The 22,246-nt window shown below is 62.3% G+C and carries 13 protein-coding genes; 8 read left to right on the forward strand and 5 right to left on the reverse strand.

Going from position 1 to position 22,246, the window contains the following annotated elements; translation table 11 throughout:
- Positions 1–51: 51 nt before the first annotated feature.
- From LK12_RS11055 to LK12_RS11070, 4 genes are all read left to right on the forward strand, one after another.
- The gene (locus tag LK12_RS11055; RefSeq protein ID WP_052223329.1) at positions 52–549 is read left to right on the forward strand and encodes a VOC family protein; all 498 of its coding nucleotides are present in this window, start codon (positions 52–54) and stop codon (positions 547–549) included.
- Positions 546–1,535 (forward strand): aldo/keto reductase, encoded by a 990-nt coding sequence (locus LK12_RS11060; protein WP_039283453.1) that lies wholly within the window; start codon positions 546–548, stop codon positions 1,533–1,535. The genes LK12_RS11055 and LK12_RS11060 overlap by 4 nt, the downstream gene beginning before the upstream one ends.
- An 87-nt stretch (positions 1,536–1,622) precedes the next feature.
- Positions 1,623–3,863, forward strand: a complete 2,241-nt coding sequence (locus LK12_RS11065; protein WP_039283456.1) for a TonB-dependent receptor — start codon at positions 1,623–1,625, stop codon at positions 3,861–3,863.
- Between the two features lie 65 nt (positions 3,864–3,928).
- A complete protein-coding gene (locus LK12_RS11070) occupies positions 3,929–4,393 on the forward strand; it encodes a VOC family protein (protein ID WP_039283458.1) in 465 nt (154 codons plus the stop codon).
- A gap of 408 nt (positions 4,394–4,801) precedes the next feature.
- Here LK12_RS11070 and LK12_RS11075 read toward each other — a convergent pair whose 3' ends face one another.
- The gene (locus tag LK12_RS11075; RefSeq protein ID WP_052223330.1) at positions 4,802–6,388 is read right to left on the reverse strand and encodes an alkaline phosphatase family protein; all 1,587 of its coding nucleotides are present in this window, start codon (positions 6,386–6,388) and stop codon (positions 4,802–4,804) included.
- A 435-nt stretch (positions 6,389–6,823) separates the two neighbouring features.
- Between LK12_RS11075 and LK12_RS11080 the strand changes: the two genes are divergently transcribed.
- The 4 genes from LK12_RS11080 (at position 6,824) to LK12_RS11095 (ending at position 16,119) form a co-directional block, all read left to right on the forward strand.
- The gene (locus tag LK12_RS11080; RefSeq protein WP_039285168.1) at positions 6,824–8,131 is read left to right on the forward strand and encodes a multiheme c-type cytochrome; all 1,308 of its coding nucleotides are present in this window, start codon (positions 6,824–6,826) and stop codon (positions 8,129–8,131) included.
- Positions 8,132–8,160: 29 nt separating this feature from the next.
- Positions 8,161–10,131: a heme-binding protein gene (locus LK12_RS11085; RefSeq protein ID WP_156135455.1), complete on the forward strand. Its 1,971-nt coding sequence runs from the start codon at positions 8,161–8,163 to the stop codon at positions 10,129–10,131.
- A gap of 145 nt (positions 10,132–10,276) precedes the next feature.
- The gene (locus LK12_RS11090; RefSeq protein WP_231568321.1) at positions 10,277–12,040 is read left to right on the forward strand and encodes a hypothetical protein; all 1,764 of its coding nucleotides are present in this window, start codon (positions 10,277–10,279) and stop codon (positions 12,038–12,040) included.
- The gene (locus tag LK12_RS11095; RefSeq protein ID WP_039283467.1) at positions 12,040–16,119 is read left to right on the forward strand and encodes an LVIVD repeat-containing protein; all 4,080 of its coding nucleotides are present in this window, start codon (positions 12,040–12,042) and stop codon (positions 16,117–16,119) included. The genes LK12_RS11090 and LK12_RS11095 overlap by 1 nt, the downstream gene beginning before the upstream one ends.
- A 35-nt stretch (positions 16,120–16,154) precedes the next feature.
- Here the strand turns inward: LK12_RS11095 and LK12_RS11100 are convergent, their stop codons facing one another.
- From LK12_RS11100 to LK12_RS11115, 4 genes are read right to left on the reverse strand one after another with little or no spacing between them, the layout of a single operon-like run.
- On the reverse strand, positions 16,155–17,006 hold the full coding sequence (locus LK12_RS11100) for a phosphodiesterase (RefSeq protein WP_039283471.1): 852 nt from the start codon (positions 17,004–17,006) through the stop codon (positions 16,155–16,157).
- A 41-nt stretch (positions 17,007–17,047) separates the two neighbouring features.
- Positions 17,048–18,790: a cytochrome c3 family protein gene (locus LK12_RS11105; protein WP_039283474.1), complete on the reverse strand. Its 1,743-nt coding sequence runs from the start codon at positions 18,788–18,790 to the stop codon at positions 17,048–17,050.
- A 6-nt stretch (positions 18,791–18,796) separates the two neighbouring features.
- Complete coding sequence (locus tag LK12_RS11110) at positions 18,797–19,651, reverse strand: type II secretion system protein (protein WP_156135456.1); 855 nt, start codon at positions 19,649–19,651, stop codon at positions 18,797–18,799.
- On the reverse strand, positions 19,648–22,095 hold the full coding sequence (locus tag LK12_RS11115) for a cyclic nucleotide-binding domain-containing protein (protein ID WP_156135457.1): 2,448 nt from the start codon (positions 22,093–22,095) through the stop codon (positions 19,648–19,650). Before LK12_RS11115 ends, LK12_RS11110 begins: the two co-directional genes overlap by 4 nt.
- Between the last annotated feature and the right edge of the window lie 151 nt (positions 22,096–22,246).

Below are 22,246 nucleotides of genomic sequence, written 5' to 3' on the forward strand. Positions count from 1 at the left end.
GAGCGGCCCGCATTTCCGCATTTGCCAACTACGCCGAAAAAGGATGAAGCCATGATCCGAGGCATCCACCACGTCACCGTCCACGTTCGCGACCTAGAACACATGTCTCGCTTCTATCAGGAGGCTTTCGGCTTCGAGGACATCGGCTTTGCCGGCGGGTGGTCGGACAGCCCGGAGCTCGACGAGATCGTCGGTTATTCTGATTCCGCCGCTAAAAGCGCGATGCTCTGCGCGGGCAATTGCTACCTCGAACTGTTCCAGTACGCAAACCCCGCGCCAGATGACAGCGCGCCCCCCAAGGAAGCCCATCAGCACGGCTACACCCACTTCTGCGTCGATGTGACGGACATTGATGCGGAAGTAGAGCGACTGGCCTCGATCGGCATGACCTTCGACCGCCCGCACGGTCGAGGCCGCCCGGTCGATGTCGAAATCGTCAAAGCCATCTACGGGCGCGATCCGGAAGGCAATCTCATCGAACTGCAGGAAACCGCACCAGGCTGCCCCTTCGAAGCGCGCCGCCTGCCCAAGGCGAGCATTGCCGCATGAAGGCTTCCGATACCCGCAAACTCGGCCGGACCGGGCTCGACGTTACCGTGGCCAGCTACGGCGGCGGCAGCCTCGGCAACTTCTTTCGCGTGCTGTCCAACGCTGATGCCAACGCCATTCTCCACGCGGCATGGGAAGGTGGACTGCGCTATTTCGATACCGCGCCCTACTATGGCCGCGGGAAAAGCGAGCGAAGGACGGGCGCCTTCCTGAGCGAAAAACCGCGCGATCAGTTCGTGCTCTCGACCAAGGTCGGACGCCTACTCGATCCCGCCGGCGATGCGCTGGAAGAGGATGGCATTTTCCTCGATCCATCCCCCTTCAACGCGCGCTGGGACTACTCCTACGACGCCGTAATGCGTTCGCACGAAGCCAGTCTGCAGCGCCTGGGGCTAGACCGTGTAGACATACTCTATGTCCACGACATCGGCGCGCGCCTGCATGGCGATGCTGCCGGCGCGCAACTGCGCACGCTGCAGAACGGAGGCCTGAAAGCGCTTGAAGAGCTGCGCGCATCGGGCGCGATCAGGGGCTATGGTCTCGGCGTCACCGAAGTGAGCGTGTGCCTCGATTGCCTCGACTATGGCGATCCCGATGCCTTTCTGCTGGCCGGTCGCTATTCGCTGCTGGACCGGGATGAGGCGAAGCCGCTGCTCGATGCCTGCCTCGACAGGCAGGTCGCCCTGGTGATCGGCGGCGTCTTTGCCTCCGGCATTCTGGCGACCGGCGCCGTGCCCGATGCCCGCTACGACTATGCCCCGGCGCCGCCGGAAGTACTCGACCGAGTCCGGGCGATGGAAGCCGTCTGCCAGCGCCACGGGATATCGCTGGCCGCCGCCGCGCTGCAATTCCCGCTGGCCCATCCCGCCGTCGCCTCGGTGCTGATCGGCGCGGGCACGCTGCGCAGCCTGGAGGCGGGCATAGCCGGCATCGAAACCGAAATACCCCCGGCTTTCTGGGACGAGCTTGAGAATGCGGGCGGCTGACGACCCGCTGCAAGAAGACCGCGCATTGCGGGAGTGAGGACAGCGGCATCCGGACGGAAAACCGGAGCCGCACAAGGGAGTGAAACAATGAACACCGTACGAAACATGCCGGGCAAGCTGTCCGGCCGGACTGCCAGCATTCTGGCCCTGACCGCCGCGCTGGCCTTCACGCCGCGCGGCGCGCTGGCAGCCGAGGAGGAACCTGCCGCCGGCTCCAACGTCATCGTCGTGACGGCGCAGCGCCGGTCGGAAGGTATCGAGAAGGTCCCGATCTCGGTCGCCGCCTTCGGGCAGGACACGCTGGACAACCTGCAGATCCAGTCCACCGCAGACCTGCAGTTCGCCACCCCTGGCATCACCAACACCCAGACGGCAGGCGACGGTATCTCCGCCCTGTTCATCCGCGGCGTCGGCACCGGCTATTCCGGTCCGGGCCTTGAAGGATCGGTCGCCTTCTATCTCGACGATGTCTATCTGCAGACGCAGACGGCATCGGCGCAGAACATCATCGACGTCGATCAGGTGCAGGTGCTCAAAGGCCCGCAAGGCACGCTTTACGGCCGCAACGCCACGGGCGGTGCCGTCGTCGTCACCACGAACAATCCCGAATTCGATGCCGTCTCCGGCTATATGCAGGCCGGTTACGGCAATCTCGACTGGGCGCGGGGCGAAGCCGTGCTCAACGTGCCGCTGGGCCAGACATTCGCCATCCGCGCTGCCGGCTTCTACGACAGGCGCGATGGCTACGTAGAGAACACAGCCTTCCCGTCGGAAAAGAAAAGCGGCGTCGGCGCAGGCCAGACCTGGGGCGGCCGGATCAAGGCACGCTGGCAGCCGGTGCCCGAACTCGATGTGATCGGCACGTTCGCCTACGACCGGCGCAACGGCAACGGCGCGATCCACTCGCTGCGCTTCGACCCGGCGGGCGAGCCGACCGGGCTTGGCTGGTACCAAACCATGCAATCGCCCGCACGCGAAGGCGGTGGCGGTGACGATACCGACGGCCTGATGGCTTCGCTGCTGGTATCCTACACCGCCGGTGACTGGACCGTGTCCAACACTTTCGCCTACCGTCGCACCCGCGCCTTCGGCTGCACCGACAACGATGGCGTGCCGGCTGAACTGCTCTATTTCTGCACGGTATCGCAGCGCAGCCCCAACCCCGGCACGGCCGACGGCAAGCGCGACGATACCTTCACCAACGAACTGCGCGTGGTTTCGGACGGCGCCGGCCCTCTGAACGTCACGGCGGGCCTGTTTTACGAGCACAACAAGTCCCGCTTCGTCGGCCGGATCGGCGGCGGCTTCTTCGGCACGCTGCTGCCGACCTTCGATAACCGTGACAAGCTGGAGGCATGGTCCGGCTATCTGGAACTCTACTACAACCTCACCGACCGGCTGAAAGTCACGCTGGGCGGACGCTACACGCACGAGAAGAAGTACCACTCGGTGCTGCTGGACGACGATGCACTGGCGCTCGTCGGCTTTACCCTTCCTACGTTTGACGAGGCCTCAAAGAGCTTCGACAACTTCTCGCCCCGCTTCGTGCTCGCCTACGACGCGGACGACTGGAACTTCTACGCCAGCCTCTCGCGCGGCTTCAAATCCGGCGGCTTCAACAGCCCTGATTTCGCGATCACGCCGCCGCTCGATCCCGAAACGATCACAGCCGGTGAAGTCGGCGCCAAGTACCGGTCTCCGGACGGGTCTCTGCGCTTCTCGACTGCGGCCTTCTACTATGACTGGAACGGCGTGCAGGTTGCCTTCATTACCGGCGGCGGCACCGGCATCATGCAGCAGAACGCAGCCGGCGCGCATATCTACGGCGTCGAGGCAGACCTCACCTACTCGCCCAACAGTTCGTGGACCCTGCGGGCCGGGGCGGCGGGAACCCATGCCCGCTATTCCAGCTTCACGAATGCCGCGGTCTACGATCTCATCGGCGGCTTCCTCACTGCAACGGCGGAGGATCTGTCGGGCGACCCGGTGCAGCACGCGCCGGACTTCACCGCCAACGGCAGCGTGACGTACAACTTCCCGCTCGGCGACTGGACTGGACACGTCACTGCGGCCGGATACTACACCAGCAAGTACGACTTCACGGCAGGCGCCGGGGGCGAATTGCGAGCGAGCCGGCAGCGGGCCCATGCGCTCGTCAATCTGACCGGAAGCTTCGTGACACCTGCGGAAAATCTGGAACTGGGCTGGTTCGTGGAGAACCTGTTCGACGTGAAGCGCATCTCGCTGATCAACACTGGCAGCAACGGCGTCTACATGACGCCCGATACGCCGCGAACCTATGGCGCCACGGTACGCTATTCGTTCTGATGGACACAGCCTGCCGGAGCGATACCCGATCGCTCCGGCAGGACACCGCGAGAAAGGCCCCAGCAATGGCCGGCAGTTATCTGCAACTCGGCTACGTCACCAACGATCTCGACGTAGCCGTTGCCGCGATCCGCGAAGGCCACGGCATGGGGCCCTTCAAGGAAATGCGCACCCTGACCATCGGCGCTCGCGACGACCGTGAGGTAACCGCGCACTTCGCTCTCGCCTTCAAGGACAACACGCAGTTCGAGATCATCCAGCCCACGGCTGGGGACCGCGGCTTCTACGAGGCGGCTCTTCCAGCCGAGGGCTTTGGAATGGGGCTCCATCACATGGGCCGCTACTTCCCCCATCCGGCCGAATACGCCGCTGCAAAGGCTGCGGCTCGGGCGAAGTGGGCAATGCCGATCGATCATGCCATCTTCGACGGCGGCTATTGCTATTTCGATGCACGCGTCTGCTTCGGCCACTATCTCGAGATGTACCATTTTCCCGAGGAAACGCATTTCGAGGGCGTTCCCCGATACTAAGTCGCGTTGAAAAATGCTTCAGCCATAGCCTTGCGGCGGCGAGGTTGAGGAAGCGAGCCTACGCTCGATGCGGTTGTGATCACGATAGCAACGATAGTCACGATGCTCTGCAGCCTTGCTGTTCGACCGCAGTTCTATCGACACGGACAATCCGGGGGATTCCACCAGCATCCACACCTCTCTGGGGGATGTTTGGGGGGAATTCGCTAGAAATGGCGCCCTAAAAACTGATATTTATTTATATATATCACGTATTTGATAAGGGTCAGTAATATTCCTGCTCGGAGCCACTTCCTTTCCGAAATCGCTGCTTGAATGGCCGACCCGAACATCCGTGCGAATGTGCCGCCGCGGCTGGCGAAGCACTCCGGGAGCCAAGCTACAGGCTTGATCTAGTTTTCAGCGGATTCAGGAGGCGAGTACAGGCATGGCAATGGCCTCGCCTGACAGCCGCACTGCAGGCTTTCTGCCAAGCAGGTCCGCGACCGTCGGAACGACATCGAACGAACTGCGGGTTCCGAATTGCCCCGCTGCAATGCCCTCTCCCGAAACATAGAGGACGCCGAACGGACCGGTATGTCCACCGGTCCTGCGATACGGTACGGGGCCGACTGTGCCGGTATTTGGATGCTCGAGCGCCTGCGGGGCACCGTTAAAGGTGACGATAATGTCGGCTTGCGTAGGATGCGCTGCGAGTGGATCATCTGCGACCGGAAGAAGGATATCCTTCACAGCGGGCGTTCCGGTTCGCGGATCCACGATTTCCCTCAGCCATTGCGAATACTCGCCTATGATGTCGTCATAGCTGGAAAGAGGAACCAGCCCCTGCGCTTCGCGGCCCACGAGGTTGAACCGTACTCTTGCATCATAGAACGCCGGAAATCCAAACGCACGCATTTGCGGCCATTTTCCGGCATAGCGCGCCGCCGGCATCTTCAACGGAAAACTGTTTTGCCGCTCGGGGCCAACTTCGGTTTTGCCAGCCGCCGCAAACTTTCCTACCGTCCGTTCGATCTTGTCCTTGACGCGCATGAACTCGCCGCCGCGCATCGCTTTCAGGATCGGACGGTCCCAAGGCGTGTTGGCAGGCAATACCGGTACGCCATCCGAGGTTTGGCGCCATTCCTCCGGCTCCGAGAAGAATTCCTTTCCGGTCTCGTAGCGATAGATCATTTCCGGCAGCAACAGCATGCCGGGCAGATCTGCATCGTTGTGGCCCATACCGTGCATTGCGAAGCAGACGACGGTTGCGTCGGGCGCTGACTCCTGTAGCGTCCCGATATGCCGGTCGAGCGCCTGGTATACTGCCTCGAGTCCCTCCCTAGCCGGCTTCGCGCTGGGAATGTTGTGCAAGGCATGGCCCTCGTCCATTCCGTGCCACATCGGCTCAATCGCCGAATGGAGTTCGGAAACGACCGAGATGGCAAGATCCCAATCGTCGAAGCGCTCGCTGATCAGCCAGCGCATAACGTCCGTTCTCTGGTCGAGGGCCTCGACCAGCAGGCGCCCGGCTTCCCGGGTCTTGGCCTCGTCCGGCCACAGGAAGCCGTAGATGTAGTCGGTCGCCTTGTAGGGACCGACCCGGCTCTCGATTTCGTCGGCTAGGCTCGCTGGCCGGCTCTGTTTCTTGACGCCCGGATCGTGCGCGCCCCAATTAACGATACCGAAACTGCCGCCGTCTTTAGACAGATCGTAATATGGCGCGTCAAACACCACCGTCTTCACGTCGAGATGGGCCGGAAACGGCGGGTGGACGGCCCCCGACTGCCAGACCGTGTACGTCCGCGTATCGAGTTCCACGGCCGACCAGCGCTGCGATATATCGGGAGCAAGTCCGCAGGCAAGCTGCTCGAACGCGAGGCCCGTGTTGCGGTGAAGCCCGTGTTCGAGACGCCATCGGGCACTTCTATCCCTGAGCGCACGCAAATGCGGCATGCGTCCTTCGGCCATCATCCGGTCGCCAATGCTTGGCTCGTACCCGTCAAGTCCGATCATCAATACACGGCTTTGCATGTCTCGGTCCCCGTCAGCGCGCCTCAGAGGTGCCCCGGGGCGAGTCAGTGGTCAATTATTCAGAAGGCTTACTGCATTGCGCGATCTTGGCGCCTTGGGGCTATCTGCTCCAAAGATAGTCCTGGCGCAGCAAATTCATTGCGCGGATCAACGCGCACCAAGGCATTAGGCACCGGTATTTTGCACAAGCGGAAATCGCGAGGGGATTATCTCGCAGTTTTGCTGAAAATACATGACGACAAGTGTTTACTCGGTTTTGCGGTGACGGTACCATCCTGATGTGCTGAATAAGCATCGGGGGATTAGCTTCGTCTTTTGGGATAAGACGAAGTCGTGGGGGAAAAAGTGGGCCTGAAGGTCGATCCGGACATCCTTGCGTGGACGCAATGGCAACGCATTCCGTTGTTTGCTGTTCTGATGGCACTCGTTCTGGGCGCATGGTCGACCATTGCGCCCGCTGGAAGTTTTGAAGGCGTTGCAAGTTGTGCCGGCTCAACATGCCACGGGCGCAACGAGGGAGACGGCAAGGTCGTCCGGCAGGACGAACTTAGACTCTGGCAGGATCCCTCAAGCGCTGCCGGGGTGCACAGCCGGGCATCAGCCGTTCTGGCCACGCCGCGCGGGGAGCGCATTGCCGCCGCCCTCGGGCTGGGGAAGGCGGAAAGCGCAGGCGCCTGCCTCGGATGCCATTCCACCAATGCTCCCAATGCCGCTCGCGGAGGCCGCTATCTTGCCTCCGATGGCGTGGGCTGCGAGTCCTGCCATGGCGCCGCTTCGGACTGGATCGCCACCCATTATACCTTGCGGGCCAGCCATGCAGGCAATGTCGCCGCCGGAATGATACCGCTGGAGCGGCCGCAAGTCCGGGCCGAAGTCTGTCTCGATTGCCACTTCGGCAGTGACAGGCCGGGCCAGTTCGTGACCCATTCGATGATGGCCGCCGGCCATCCCCGCGTCTCCTTCGAACTCGACCTGTTTTCGTCGCTTCAGGCTCACTACGACGTCGACGACGACTACATTCGGCGCAAGGGGCGCCCCGATAGCGTGCGACTGTGGGCCGTGGGCCAAGCAGAAGCGGTGCGCCGTTCGACCCGCCTGTTCACCAAACCGGACCTGGCGACAGCGGGCCTTTTTCCGCAATTCTATTTCTACGACTGCCATAGCTGCCATCGCCAGATCACGGACAAGCCCAATGCGGCGCGGACGTTCGAAGCCAATCCCGGCCGACCGATCCCCTTCGGCAACCCGCCCTACAACGACGAAAACATGATCATGCTCTCTGCGATCGCGCAGGTACTGGTCCCCGGCGAGGCCGCGCGCTTCAATACGGCCGCTCGCGATTTCCATGCTGCCATGGCCAAGGATCGACAGCAGACCGTCGCGGCGGCTCAAAAATTGAATGCCGCGGCAACCAACCTGTCCAATGTCCTGGCGGCTCGCAGCTATTCGGCAGATGCGGCTTTCCAGGTCATCTCGGCGATTACCAGCAAGGCGATATCGCCGCGCTTCACCGACTACACCGGCTCGGCCCAGGCGGTCATGGCCGTAGACACGCTGCTCAATGCCATGGTGCGCGAAGGCCGCGTAACCGTCGGTGCGGCGGCAGGCATCCGCGCGCAGATAAACCGCGCCTATGCCGCGGTGGCGGCGCCGGAACATTACGATCCCCGGGCATTTCGCGCTGCCCTTGGCAAGGCTGCCCAATCGATAGAGGCGCTTCACTGATGCGCAGGCCAACCCGATTCCTCGGAGTCATGGCAGCCGCGTTGCTGCTTGCATCATGCGGCGGTGACGACAGCTCGTCGTCCGGAACGCCGACCTCTTCGGGATCGAGTGGAGGAGGCTCCTCGGGCGGCGGTAGCGGCGGTTCGACCGGGGGCACGACTAGCGGTGATTATGCCGTCCCCGCGCAGGAATCGCTGACGTCCGCCCAGGTCGGCAAGATCGTCGCACAGGCCGCCGCGCAGGCAAACCAGTCCGGCCACCCCGCAACGATCGCCGTGGTCGATCGCGTCGGCAATGTTCTCGCGGTTTTCCGCATGAGCGGTGCCCCTGCCACCGCCAAGATCCCCGATGCGCCGAACGGCAACAACATCGACATCCAGGGCCTTTCCGTTCCGGCCGATGCCGCAGCGATCGCCAAGGCCATTACGGGCGCCTATCTTTCCAGTTCGGGCAACGCGTTTTCCACGCGCACGGCCAGCATGATCGTGCAGGAGCACTTCCCGCCCGCTTCCAGTACGGCGGGACTGGAAAGCGGTCCGCTGTTCGGGGTCCAGTTCAGCCAACTGCCCTGCTCGGATTTCTCCTCGCGTTTCCAGGCCGCCGGCCCTTCCGCCCTGATCGGGCCCAAACGCTCTCCGCTGGGCCTTTCAGCCGATCCCGGCGGCTTTCCACTCTACAAGAACGGGGTGCTGGTCGGCGGTATCGGGGTCCTGTCCGACGGATCCTATTCGCTCGACACCAACGTGCTCGATACCGATACCGATTTCGACGAACGGATCGCGTTGGCAGGCACTGTCGGATTCGAGGCACCCGAGGCAGTCCGGGCGAACCGCATCTATGTTGACGGGACACAGCTCCGCTATTCGGATTCTCTTTATGCAAGCCTGTTCGATGTGGCCGGAGCAACCTATGCGCAGGCGGCCCCGGCGCTCGGCTCTCTCGTCCCGGTAAAGGGGTATTTCGAGACAGCAGTCCTGCGTGCCGGCACTGCCTACGGCGCCGAGGCGTCAGGCATTCGCGCCTCGAACACGGGCGAATTTTCGGACAGCGACGCGTTCGTTCTCACCAACGGCAGCGGCGCGAACCGTTTTCCGATCCGGGCGGGGACGGACGGAGCGGACGTTGCACAACCGATCACCGAGAACGAGGCGCGCACCCTGCTGGAGCAGGCCTTCGCGGTCATGACCCGGGCCCGTGCGCAGATCCGCCAGCCACTCGACAGCCGTGCGCAAGTGTCGATTTCCCTGGTGGATACCCATGGCCAGGTGCTCGGCATCGTACGTTCGCCGGATGCCCCCATCTTCGGCACCGACGTGTCGCTGCAAAAGGCCCGTACCGCGACGTTTTTCTCGGGCGCCAATGCCGGGGCCGAGTTGCTTGCCGATCCCAGTAGCGACGTTCAGGCTTTCGTCGGCAAGGTGCGCACTTTCCTTGGCGATTCCCAAGCCTTGACGGGCACGTACGCCTTCGCCGATCGGTCAGGAGGCAATCTCTCGCGTCCCTATTTCCCGGATGGCCAGGTGGGCAATCCCAATGGGCCGCTGTCCCGCCCGATCGCGCAGTGGAATCCTTTCTCGACAGGTCTGCAATCGGCGCTGGTGCTGACCAACCTCGCCCAGCACCTTCAGTATGTAACCGGTGCTGCAGCGAGCGACACGCGCCACCGCTGCACCTTCATCCCCGATGTCGCGTCCGGGAAGAACCGCCTTCAGAACGGAATCCAGATCTTTCCCGGATCGGTACCCGTCTATCGCGGCAATACGCTGGTCGGTGGCATCGGCGTGTCGGGAGACGGCATCGACCAGGACGACATGATCAGCTTTCTCGGCACGAACAACGCGGGCGAGAAGCTGGGCACGCTGGGCAATGCTCCCAAGGACATCAGGGCCGACCGGATACTGATCAACGTCAACGGGGCGAGCGTGCGGCTTCGTTTCGTGAATTGTCCCTTTGCGCCTTTCCTGGACACGTCGGAACAGAACGTGTGCGAGGGCTTGTAGCATGTCGTCTACGGCGCTTCTGCTTCCACTGTTGCTATCGCAGGCTCCTGCCCGGAGCGACCAGGAGCAGGCGAAGGCCCCTGCCAGGAAGACCGGCGCAGAAAATCCGGCGGCACCCACATCCGAACAGGACCTGCCCCCCGTCATGTTTCCTCCTGGCCAGACGACAGCGCCAGAGGACGTCGACCCCGGGGTGATCGAAGGCCGTCGCAGGCCGGGCTATCGCGAGCCGTTGCCCGAACCGGTGACGCAGGACAATCCCGGAGCCGTACGCGCGCCACCGCCCCAGGCCTTCCCCACGGACGAATATCCCATTCCAGACCGCTGGCGCCTGATCGAAACTCTGGGCGTCGTGAAGGAACGTTGGTGGGATCCGTATCACCAGAACACCTACAAGGGCGACCGTCCAATCAACCCGGACAAGGTGCCATGGCTACCGATCACGGGGGACGACTGGTTCTTCACCGCCGGCCTCACATCGGACACGGTAATCGAACCGCGCACCTTCCCGATCCCTGTCGGCGTCCAGACCACCGAGCGACTCGACAGCATCGACGTGTTCGGCAAGGATGCGAGCTTCGTCTTCTCGCAGACCTTTATTGCGTCGGCGTCGCTGGTGAAGGGGCAGACCGCCTTCAAACCGCCCGAGGTCGAGTACAAGATCGCCCTCGCCTTCAACTACAACTACGTCAACGTGCCGGAAAAGCGCGTGCTGTTCGTGGAACCGTCGAAGCCGTCGCATCGCTCCGACCACTTCCTCGGCGTGCAGGAAGCCTTCATCGATTATCACCTGCGCAACGTTTCCGACCGTTATGATTTCGATTCGATCCGCGTGGGCATTCAGCCGTTTCAGGCAGACTTTCGCGGCTTTCTATTCAACGACCAGCAGTTGGGCATTCGCCTGTTCGGAAATCGCGACAACAACCGGTTCCAGTACAACATCGCGGCATTCTGGCGGCTCGAGAAGGATACCAATTCAGGCCTGAATAGCGTCGTTCAGCGCCCCCGTGACGACTTCCTGTTCATCGCCAACCTCTATCGCCAGGACTTCCTGATCCCGGCACTGACCAGCCAGATCACGCTCGCCTACAACCGCAACCGCGAAGGCGACGAAATCGAGATCGACGACAACGGCTTCCCGGTGCGCCCTGCCCTGCTTGGAACCTTGCGGGGGCGCGATTACGACGTTTTCTACCTTGGGTACAACGCCGATGGCCACGTCGGCCGGGTCAACGTGACGGCCTCCGCCTATGCCGCACTGGGGCAGGATCGCAACAGCTTCTTCACCGACGAGAAGGCGGATATCCGCGCCTTCTTCGGCGCTGCTGAACTCAGCTACGACCACGACTGGATGCGATTTCGCCTTTCCGGACTCTTCGCCAGTGGCGACCACGATCCCTACGACGGCAAGGAAACCGGTTTCGACGCCGTATTCGAGAACCCCATCTTTGCCGGCGCCGACACCAGCTACTGGATCCGCCAGACGATACCCTTCGCCGGCGGTGGCCGCGTGATCGGCGTCAACGGCCGCAACGGGATCCTCAACTCCCTGCGCTCGTCGAAGGAGCAGGGCCAATCCAATTTCAACAACCCCGGCACCATGCTGCTGGGCGCCGGCGCCGACTTCGACCTGACGCCTGAACTGCGCGTTTCCTCCAACGCGAACCATCTGTGGTTCGAGAACACCGCCACGCTGCAGACGCTGCGCAACGAAGGCTCGATTCCGAACGACATCGGGTGGGACCTCTCCATGGCCGCGATCTGGCGCCCCAAGGCGACCCAGAACATCGTCATGCGGCTTTCGGCTGCGGCCCTGCTTCCGGGCAGGGGCTTCCGCGACCTCTTCGACAACTACGAGGACCACCGGAACTACTATTCGGTCCTCGCCAACGTGATCGTGACTTACTGATGCGCCGGCCCGTACTCGTGCTAGCCCTCTGGGCCCTGTTCCTCGCCATCGCCGTTCCTTCGGGACGGCTGATCGCAAGCGACGAGGAAAAGCCGGTCGAACGCGATTACTCCCTGGTGCGCGCCGCTCCCGCCCCGGCGGGGCAGAGCCTTGCGGATGTGACCGCCAAGTCGTCGGGCTGCCTCACCTGTCACACCCAGTCCGATGCCCCGTCGATGCACATGACGCCGGCCGTGCAGTTGGGCTGCACCGACTGCCATGGCGGCAATGCCTCTGTGAAAGGCCGCCCGGAACTGGGCTTCGACGCACCGGAATACGCCGCGGCGCGCGATCGTGCCCACGTGCTGCCGAAATATCCGAAGGCGTGGCATTATCCGAGTTCGGCCAATCCCAAGCGCAGTTATACGTTGCTCAACAAGGAAGCGCCCGAGTACATCCGCTTCGTCAATCCGGGCGATTATCGCGTGGCCCGCGATGCCTGCGGCGCCTGCCACCTGCCGGTCATCGAAGCGGCGGAGCGCTCGCTGATGGCCACCGGCGCGATGCTGTGGGGCGGCGGCGCCTATAACAACGGCATCATCCCCTACAAGAACTACATCTTCGGCGAAGCCTATACGAAAGAAGGCGAGCCGGCGAAGATCGTCTCGCCCGGCAATCCGCCCGGGAAAGTCACCAAGGAGGAAGAAGCCCGCGGCGCCCTGGCTGCTCTCTATCCGCTGCCGCGCTGGAATGTGGTCCCCCCTTCGGACGTGTTCCGCGTGTTCGAACGAGGCGGTCGTACGATCAACTCAAACTTTGCAGAAGTCGGCCTGCCCAATTCCACGGGATCGATCCAGCGGTTGGATGAGCCGGGTCGGCCCGACATCAAACAGTCGAACCGCGGCCCCGGCACCGGTCTTCGCGTCGCGATCGCGGTGCTCAACATCCACAAGACCCGCCTCAACGACCCGTTCATGTGGTTCATGGGCACCAACGACCAGCCTGGCGACTACCGCAGTTCCGGTTGTACCGGCTGCCACGTCGTCTATGCCAACGACCGCGAACCGCGCCACAGCCTTATCTATGCGAAGTTCGGTCGCGATGGACAGACGATCACGCGCGACCCCACCATCGCCGCGCTCACCGAAAAGGGTGCCCACGGCGCTCTGAAAACCGGTCACGAGAGCGAAGATGCGCTGCCTCCCAGATCAGAACGCGAGCATGGGCATCCGCTGCAGCACGTGTTCACGCGTGCGATCCCGACAGCGCAGTGCATGAACTGCCACATGCACCAGCCCAACATCTTCCTGAACTCCTATCTCGGCTACACGATGTGGGACTACGAATCCGACGCGCCGAAGATGTGGCCGAAGAAGCAGAAGTATCCGGACGCCGCGGAAATGCACAAGGTGCTGGAACGCAATCCGGAAGGCGCCGCGCCCAAGGGCAAGTGGGCGGACATCGACTTCCTGCGCAACGTCTACGACCTCAATCCCGAGCTCAAGGATACCCAGTTCGCCGATTACCACAGCCATGGCTGGAACTTCCGCGCCATCTTCAAGCGCGACCGGGAAGGCAATCTGCTCGACGCTGAAGGCAACCAGGCCACCTGGGGCACGGACAAGGAACATATCGTTTCCCCCGACGATCCGGAGAAATGGCGCAAGGACGGCGAGGGCAAGTTCGTCGAGCCCGGCGTAAATCCGGGCAAGACAGTGCACATGATGGATATCCATGCCGAAAAAGGCATGCAGTGCGCCGATTGCCACTTCTCGCAGGATGCGCACGGCAACGGACTCATCTACGGCGAGGTCGCGAATGCCGTCGAGATCGGCTGCAAGGATTGCCATGGCACTGCCGACGCCTATCCAACGCTGCTGACGTCCGGCCCCGCAGCGCCCCCGAAGGGCAACGACCTCTCGCTACTGCGCAATCCGGACGGCAAGCGGCGCTTCGAATGGCAGACCGACGCCACTGGCCGCCGCCATCTGATCCAGCGTTCTATCGTCGATCCCGAGCTTTCATGGGACGTCAACCTCGTGAAGGACGCCATGGATCCGGCCTCCCCCACCTTCAACGCCAAGTCGGCCCGCGCCAAGCTGATGAGCAAGTCGGGTGCGGATGACGCCTCGTTCCGGTTCGGCCTCGGCGTTCCGATGGGGGACCGCGCGCACAAGGATGGGGAGATGGCGTGCTTCACCTGCCACCTTTCCTGGACCACGAGTTGCGGCGGGTGCCACCTGCCCATCGAGGCCAACTGGAAGACCAAGCTCCATCACTACGAAGGTGAGGAGACGCGTAACTTCGCGACATACAATCCGCAGGTCGCGCGCGACCAGATGTTCCAGCTTGGCAAGCACATGACAACCAAGGGCGCGGAAGTTGCTCCCATCCGCTCGAGTTCGGCACTGGTGCTCTCGTCCACCAACGTCAACCGCGAGCGAATTTACGTGCAGCAGCCGCCGATCAGTGCAGCCGGCTTTTCAAGCCAGGCCTTTGCGCCGCATTTCCCGCACACGGTTCGCCTCAACGAGACCAAGACCTGCAGCGATTGCCACGTCTCGGCTAAAGAGGACAACAACGCAATCATGGCGCAAACACTGCTGCTGGGCACGAATTTCGTGAACTTTGTCGGCATCAACTCCTGGGTCGGCCTGGACGGTGGCTTCGAAGCTGTCCGCGTGACCGAGTGGGATGAACCGCAGGCCGTGATCGGCTCGTATCTCCAGAAGTACGCCTATCCCGATTACTACAAGCTCCACGTCGAGCGGAACCAGCGCGAACTCAAGAACTGGGTTCGCGGCAAGACCTTCGACAAGAAGCTGTCGGGCGAAACGCATGCGATGGAGCAGTTCCGCAACGTCGTACAAGGCACGCGCGACCAGGTCGGATGTCTGCAACTGCGCGGCGAGTACATGTTCGTTGCCGAAGGGAGCGGAGGCTTCAAGGTCTACGACGTCGCGTCGATTGCCAACAAGGCATTCTCGGACGCGGTAGTCTCGGCCCCGTTCTCGTCCCTCGGCCAAGACAACGGCGTCAAGACCAGGAATGCCACCTGCATGGCCCTGCCCACAGATCAGCCGATCGCTCCGAACCGCAATCGGGCGATGGAAGCGACGATCATCAAGGACGAGAAGGGACAGCCGATCCTGAACGCCGACGGCACGCAGATGACGCTGCGCGATGCCAACCAGGAACAGGCTTTCGAGCCCATCTACAGCTACGCCGCGATAACCGACAGCGAGGAAGGTCTGATCCTCGTCAACGTCGAGACTTTCGGCGACGGAGAATTCCGCAACAACGATCTCAAGCGCGCGGTGACGTGGAACCCGGATCACGTACTGGACGGCGCGCGGCACATCGTCCTCGCCGGTGAAGTGGCGTACATCACCGCCAAGGTCGGCCTCGTCGTCGTCGATCTCCACGATCCGCTTCATCCCCGGCTGGCGGCGGTTCGGCCAATGGACGATGCCCGGGCCAGCGCGATCCAGTTCCGCTATCTCTGGGTTACCGATCGCGAGGGGCTCAAGCTGTTCGACGTGACGGATCTGAGGAATCCGGTCGCCGTGCCATCAGGCACCGTTCCCCTGGCGGACGCCCGGCGGGTCTATGTCGCGCGGACCTATGCCTACGTGGCGGCGAAGCAGGACGGGCTCGTTATCGTCAATGTCGTGCGGCCGAGATCGCCCGTGGTCTACAAGAAGGTGACCTTCGACGGACGGCTCAACGATGCCGAGGACGTCATCGTCGGATCGACAAACGCCTCGCTGTTCGCCTATGTCGCGGACGGCAGGAACGGGTTCAAGGTCATCCAGCTCACCTCGCCTTCGACGCAGCCGAACTTCTACGGCTTCTCGCCTGCGCCGAAGCCCGAACTCATTGCCTGGGCCAGCACCCCTTCGCCCGCACGCGCGCTGTCCAAAGGACTGGATCGCGATCGGGCCGTGGACGAAACCGGCGGTCAGATTGCGGTTTTCGGCCGCCTGGGCGCGCGCCCGTTCACCAGGCCCGAAATGGAAAGGCTGTTCCTGAACCGAAGGGGCGTGCCCTACAAGGTGCGCGACGACGTCGACATGACGGCGTGGTGGCCGGAAGACTAGGCTACCCTCGTTCCCAGTCCTGCGCCTCTCCCCGTTCAGCCCGGGGTGCGCTCGCCATTGATGACCTGGACTACGGGATGCAGGTCGTCGTCGTAGCGCGCGAATACGCGATGACTGCCCACCCCTTCCACGTGGCTGACGATCCTGTTTCCATCCCAGCGGTGAAGAGCGAAGACCGGCAACTCGTCGGTAATCATCTCTCGCCCGTCGGGACTGTCCGGATCGACCGGGCTGAGGTCGAGCGCCACAAGCGGCGCGGTCGAAGCGCAGACCATGACGGGGAACCCTTCCCATGATGTTTGGATGGTGCGGTGCAAGTGACCCGATATCAGACCGCAAACCTGCTTCTGCCCCATCAGAACCTGCGCAAGTCGCGCGATCCACGGTTCGCGCGCATCGCAGTCCAGCCAGCCGATACCGCTCTCGAACGGGGGGTGGTGTAGCGCAATGAGAGTGGGCGTGTCCGGATGGGCCGCGAGTTCGCGAGCTAACCAATCGGCGCGCACATCGCAGAAGCTCCCGCCGTGGCGTCCCGGTTCCAGCGTATCGAGTGCGATCAGGCGCAGACTGCCTAGATCGCGTGCATACTGAACGAACCCATCATGGGTCGGCGTGCCGGGAAAAGCCGCAAGCAACGGCTCGCGTGCATCGTGGTTGCCCGCCATCACCATCACAGGAAAGGGGCAAGCCTTCACGGCGACGGCAAGCCTTTTGTAACTGTCCAAGTCTCCGAATTCCGTCAGGTCTCCGGTCATCAGCAGCAGGTCGGGGTGGTTGGGACCCGATACAAGACGCTCCAGCACGGCAACGAGGCGTTGCATGTTGTATTCGTTGGGATTGCCCTGATCGAACCCGATGTGAACATCCGTGATCTGCGCAATCAACAATGGCGCGTTTCCCAAGGTCGCGATCCCCTTTCCCCCGGCATTCAATCCGGTATTAGCGCGAATTGCTTGTTAACCGGTTTCCGCGTCTCCGACCCGATTGCTGTGGTATGATAGCCGTGGCACATCGCGCAACTCGACGCGACCTGGTCCTGCGCGGCCGATTCACCGCCATGGCAAGTGCGGCAATCCTTGATACCGGGCAGAAGCAAGTCAGCCGAGCTCGTGGACTTGCTTGCGGCATGACAACTTTCGCATTTTTCCTGCTTGTGGGCGTCGTGATCGAACCAGCCATGCGCAAAATAGCGCGTTGTCTGGGTCACCGGAACCACTCCGAGCTTGCCATTGATCGTCGTCGGTCGGTGGCATTCACCGCATATGCCGTCCTTTGATAAGGCACCGCGCAATTGCAGGCCGTGCCATGCCGGGGCTGAATAGTTGAAGCTGTACAGCCCGCCGGGCGCATATCGACCCGGACGGTGGCGTCCCTTCGCCGCCGGCGAACTCGGATGATAATCGCGGGCAGAGAGATCGGCGATCAACTGGTCCACGTCACCATGGTGAAGCCGCCGGAAGATGCCACCCACCTTGTCGTAGGCGAGACTGTGACAACTTTCGCAATCACGCTCCATCTCTACCGGCTTGAAGCGCACGCCATCCTCGGTCTTGTGATGACAGTCCTTGCACTGGAGCCCGCTCCGTCCATAGCCGTGCTCGGCACCGATGTTCGCAGCCATGCGGGCCACGCCGCCCGTCGGGTCGAGGTGCAGCTTGTGCGGGAATGTCAGTCCGTCATCCTGCTTCGGCGATCCATCCAGAGAAACCTCGGTGCGCTCGCGGGTCATCGCGTCCGTGACTACGGCGGCCGTGAACTGCGGGTGCAGCTTGCCGAAATCGGACGCATTGCCAAGCACGGTATCCGGCAGGTTGGCCTGCAGCCGGGCGTGGCAATCACTACAGAACTGCTGGCTCGGCGTATCGAGACGCGTCGGGCCCTGGTGTTCGACATGGCAGTCCTGGCAGGCTCCCGGGCCTTCCTTTCCGAAAGCATGAGCAACTGACCACAGAATCGCTTGACCGAACGGCAACTGCCCTCTCGCTGCTGCGATCCGCTGCGGCTCGGCATGATCGTGCACGTCCTTGTGGCAGGAACGGCATGTGGCATCGCGTACCGACACGAAAGCGTCGACGTGGCAGGCTTCACATCGGTCGGTCAGTGAATGGTGGGCCAGGGAAAGCTCGCCGGGATTCCAGCTGGCATCACCGATTACGCCCCGTTTCGATACGGGGTCGCGTGTCATGTGACTGACGATGGGCACGGCGAGGAATGCAAGCAGGATGACCACGGCAAGCACCCAGGACATCCAGCGTTTGCCTGGCAGGACGCCCTGCAGCGAGAACCTGCGTTTCTCCTCGAGATCGCCGGAACGGGTGGCTGCCGTCTCCACTTGGCGAATCGTCAGCAGAACGGCACCGTCGTCGTCGCGGGAAATCGTGATGCGATAGGTGCCGAATCCGAGTTCGGCACCCCCTGCGCTGTCGATCAGTGCCGAGCGGGTATCGCTCCCGTCGTGCACGAATCCCAGCGTGCCGGCCGATGCCACTTCGAGCCTGTCGCCGTCGCGCCGGGTAATCGTGGCATGATGCAACTCGACTGCGAGATCGGGTAGCCTGATGTCGTTTTCGGCCGCACGACCAATCGTGATGGTATCTGCATCGAGATCGCGATCGCGAACGATTTCTCGCCCGGTTGCGGTAAGATCAATCTGACGGATCCTGAACGCCATGACGCCCTACCAGTAATAAAAAACAGAGACGATGTGGGCGATCAGCGCAGCCAGCAGGGCCATCGTCGCGGGCACATGAACGTAGAGCCACACCTCCAGCATGGCCTTCAGCTTCATGTGTCGGCGCAGACGCTCCAGTTGGGCCTTGCGACGGACGAGCAGCTTCTCGACGCGTTCGCTGGCTGCGGCGTTGTCATCAGCGAACCCCAGAATCGCCTTTTGCGTCGCACAATCGGGATAGTGGCCGGAAAGACGACGGAACAACCCCGGTGCGAACGGGTCCTCTTCCAGGGCCTTCAGAACCAGGTCAGACTGATGTCTTGCCAATGGCTGGGCGGCGTCATCGAGTTGGCGGTCGAGGGCACGGATAGCATCGATCATCTGCCCCTGGGTCATTTCCTCACGGTTGCTGCTGAGCGCGGATGGCAACGTAGAGTAGGCCCAGATGCCGAAGATTCCCGACAGGATCACGACCATCATCAGCACATAGGCCAGAGTATGGACGTTCCAACCGAGCTGGAAACCGGTGTGCAGGGTGGCCACGACAATCAGCGAGAGACCCAGATAGACGTGTGCCGAGGTCCACGCCTTGAGTGACCAACGGCCTTCGGTCATGGCCCGCTTGCGAATACCCAGCAGCGATAGCCAGACAATCAGAAGCGCTCCGACGGTGCCGAGCGTATAGCCGATCCAGGTGCTTCCACTCGGCCGCGGCGTTGGATCGGTAAGGAAGTAGGCCGCGATGACGATCACGCAAAGGCAGGTGGCAATCTTCAGCCATCGGAAACCGCGGTGGCGCAGAAATCCTTCATGGCTGGTTCGGTATTCGCGACTGGCCTGCCCCGGTACGCTCGCCATCATTCGTCCTCGCCCAGCTTGGCTACCGTGAGGAATGCCTCCGGCGAAACGCGGATCGCCGCTCCGGTCGGGCACGCCCGCACGCAAGAAGGACCGCCTTCGATGCCGGCGCACATGTCACACTTGATCGCTTTCTTGGGCTGCTCCGTGCCCTCTGCGTGCTTCTTGCGCCACGACTTGGAAGGCTCGCCCGGCCCCGGTCCTTTGCCGATGAACAACCAGGACAGCAGCGACGGCTTGCGCGGGGGGACTGAGTCCATGCGGATGACCCCGTAGGGGCAGTTTCTCTGGCAGTTACCGCAGCCGATGCAGGTCTCGTCGATGAAGACCTCGCCGTCGACTCCGCGCTGGATCGCATTGGGCGGGCAATCCGCCATGCAGTGGGGATGTTCGCAGTGGCGGCAAGAGGTCGGCACATGCAGGTGGGCGTACGTGGTGCCGGCTTCGCGATCGAGACGGGAAAGCCCGTCATGGCTGTCCGCGCAGGCCTTCTCGCAATTGTCGCAGCCCACGCACAGAGTCTCGTCGATAAGCAGCACATCGGTCGCCTCGCCGATGCCATTGTCGACGAGGAACTGCGCAGTCTGCGAATACATGTCGACGACGCTGGAAAAGTTCTCCTTGCGGCCCTCGATGAAGGAATTGACTTCCTTTCGGCGCTCCATTTCCACGCGGGCCTTCTTCAAAAGCTCAGGCTTCTTGTCGAGTACGCGAAGGAATGCCTCTCCCGGCAGACGCACGACTTCCGAACGAATGGCGGCGCGCACCGTCGCCGAACGCCGCGATCCATCGATGACTGCCATTTCGCCGACATAGGAGCCGGCAGGAAGATAGCTCAGGAACACGGGCTTGCCGCCGATCTTGCGCTCCACGATCATCGAGCCGCGACGAACGATATAGATGTCGTTTCCTTCGTCGCCTTCCTCGAGCACGATCTGACCGGCACGGACTTCCTGCACCTCGGCGCCATCGACCAGTTCCGCGACGTCCCGGCCGGTGAGGCCCGAACCGAACATCTGGAGCAATTGTCGTTCGATCGAAATGCGGTTTACGGCCTTGGCTGCTGCTGGCGCAGTCGCCATCATCTTCAATGCAGCCGAACGTGAAAGTTCGACGACAATCAGGTCTTCTGCCGCGCGGATGGTGGCGCCGCGACGACGCCCTGATATCAGCCCGACTTCGCCGAATATCGACCCCTCGCCGATAGGTACGGTTTTGCTGGGATCGTCCTTGTCGATCTCCACCAGCACCGAGCCCTGGGCAATCGCGAAAAGCGAGGAACCCGGCTCGTTGCGCTCGAACACGTTTTCGCCGGCCGTAAAGAAACGTACGCCCGAATCGAGCATCAATTCCCGCAGCTGCAGTGCGGAAATGCCCTTGAATATCTCTATGTTGGATCCGAACAGATCGAGCCATTCCTCGACGTTACGCTTGCCGGGAAGTGTAGCGAATTTTTCCGCCAGGATCGGCTCGTCTGCAGGCTTGAGTTCGGTGTTGCCGTTCAGGAACTCGACGACATCGTAACCCTGATTCATGCAGTGCTTGATGAGCGGATATCCTGCCAGTGCACCGATCACGTGGATGCCGGGTCGCGTCGTCTCGAACGCCGGGGTCAGGACAGGGAAAGCTTCGCGATCGGGGCTGGTGAATTCGACCCCGCAAGATTCGACGAATTTGCGCGGCGGTGCCGAGCCGGTGCGGGCGATGATCCGGTCGCAGCGTATCGTTTCCTGCCCATCGCGCGTGTCTAGGACCAACTCGCCGGGCCTCACTTCGGCCGGAGTGGTCTCGTAGCGTATGGCGATGCGCCCGGCGGCTTCGGCCTCTTGCAGCAACTTCACGTTCGCGCCCTTGGCACGAGCGAATTCCGTACCCCGATTGAGGATGGTCACCACGTTTCGCTGGGCCGGGTCGGCAGCGAGACCGAGGGCATTCTCGATACCCGCATCGCCAGTGCCCACCACGGTTATATGCTCATCGATGAATTCCGTTGGGTCATCGAGTTGGTACTGGACATGAGGCATTTCTGCGCCGGCGCAGCGTAGCCGGTTGGGATTGCCCTGCGTTCCTATGGCGAGAACGACAGCCTCTGCGCGAACCTTGGCGCCATCCTTGAGCGTGAGCGTGAAATCACCTTTCGCGCCCTCAATGGCCACCACCTCGCTGCTGTAGCGAACGTTGACACCCATCTTGCCGGTCTGTTCGTCCCAGATGCCGAGAATGGCCTCGCGCTTGCCGGCATCGAAATCGAGATCCGAACGCAACACCAGTGCATTGGGCGACGCCATGACGTGCTTGCCCTTCTGGTACTTGAAGATCGTATCGGAAAGGTGATCTGTCTTTTCCAGGAGCAGGTGACTGACACCGAGCTGAGCGGCGCGGCCGGCGGCGCTCAGCCCAGCGGGCCCGGAGCCGACGATTGCGACACGCACGGTCTCTTCCACCATTTCCCCCCACTCGTCTGCACCGCTCAGGCGGACGATTGCATTACCCCGAGAAAGTCCGCATTTGGTTCAGGCGTTTAAACCCGGCTGATGCCGAACATATGTACAGTAATGAACGGGAATTGCCTATGATACAACAGGCAGCTAGAGGATT

The organism is Novosphingobium malaysiense (assembly GCF_000802225.1).
Lineage (GTDB): Bacteria > Pseudomonadota > Alphaproteobacteria > Sphingomonadales > Sphingomonadaceae > Novosphingobium > Novosphingobium malaysiense.

Coding starts and splice junctions, on each gene's coding strand:
- LK12_RS11090 (WP_231568321.1), top strand. CDS start 10,277: ATGTTTCCTCCTGGCCAGACGACAGCGCCAGAGGACGTCGACCCCGGG.
- LK12_RS11115 (WP_156135457.1), bottom strand. CDS start 22,095: ATGGTGGAAGAGACCGTGCGTGTCGCAATCGTCGGCTCCGGGCCCGCT.
- LK12_RS11095 (WP_039283467.1), top strand. CDS start 12,040: ATGCGCCGGCCCGTACTCGTGCTAGCCCTCTGGGCCCTGTTCCTCGCC.
- LK12_RS11060 (WP_039283453.1), top strand. CDS start 546: ATGAAGGCTTCCGATACCCGCAAACTCGGCCGGACCGGGCTCGACGTT.
- LK12_RS11080 (WP_039285168.1), top strand. CDS start 6,824: ATGGCACTCGTTCTGGGCGCATGGTCGACCATTGCGCCCGCTGGAAGT.
- LK12_RS11105 (WP_039283474.1), bottom strand. CDS start 18,790: ATGGCGTTCAGGATCCGTCAGATTGATCTTACCGCAACCGGGCGAGAA.
- LK12_RS11085 (WP_156135455.1), top strand. CDS start 8,161: ATGGCAGCCGCGTTGCTGCTTGCATCATGCGGCGGTGACGACAGCTCG.
- LK12_RS11070 (WP_039283458.1), top strand. CDS start 3,929: ATGGCCGGCAGTTATCTGCAACTCGGCTACGTCACCAACGATCTCGAC.
- LK12_RS11055 (WP_052223329.1), top strand. CDS start 52: ATGATCCGAGGCATCCACCACGTCACCGTCCACGTTCGCGACCTAGAA.
- LK12_RS11110 (WP_156135456.1), bottom strand. CDS start 19,651: ATGATGGCGAGCGTACCGGGGCAGGCCAGTCGCGAATACCGAACCAGC.
- LK12_RS11065 (WP_039283456.1), top strand. CDS start 1,623: ATGAACACCGTACGAAACATGCCGGGCAAGCTGTCCGGCCGGACTGCC.
- LK12_RS11075 (WP_052223330.1), bottom strand. CDS start 6,388: ATGATCGGACTTGACGGGTACGAGCCAAGCATTGGCGACCGGATGATG.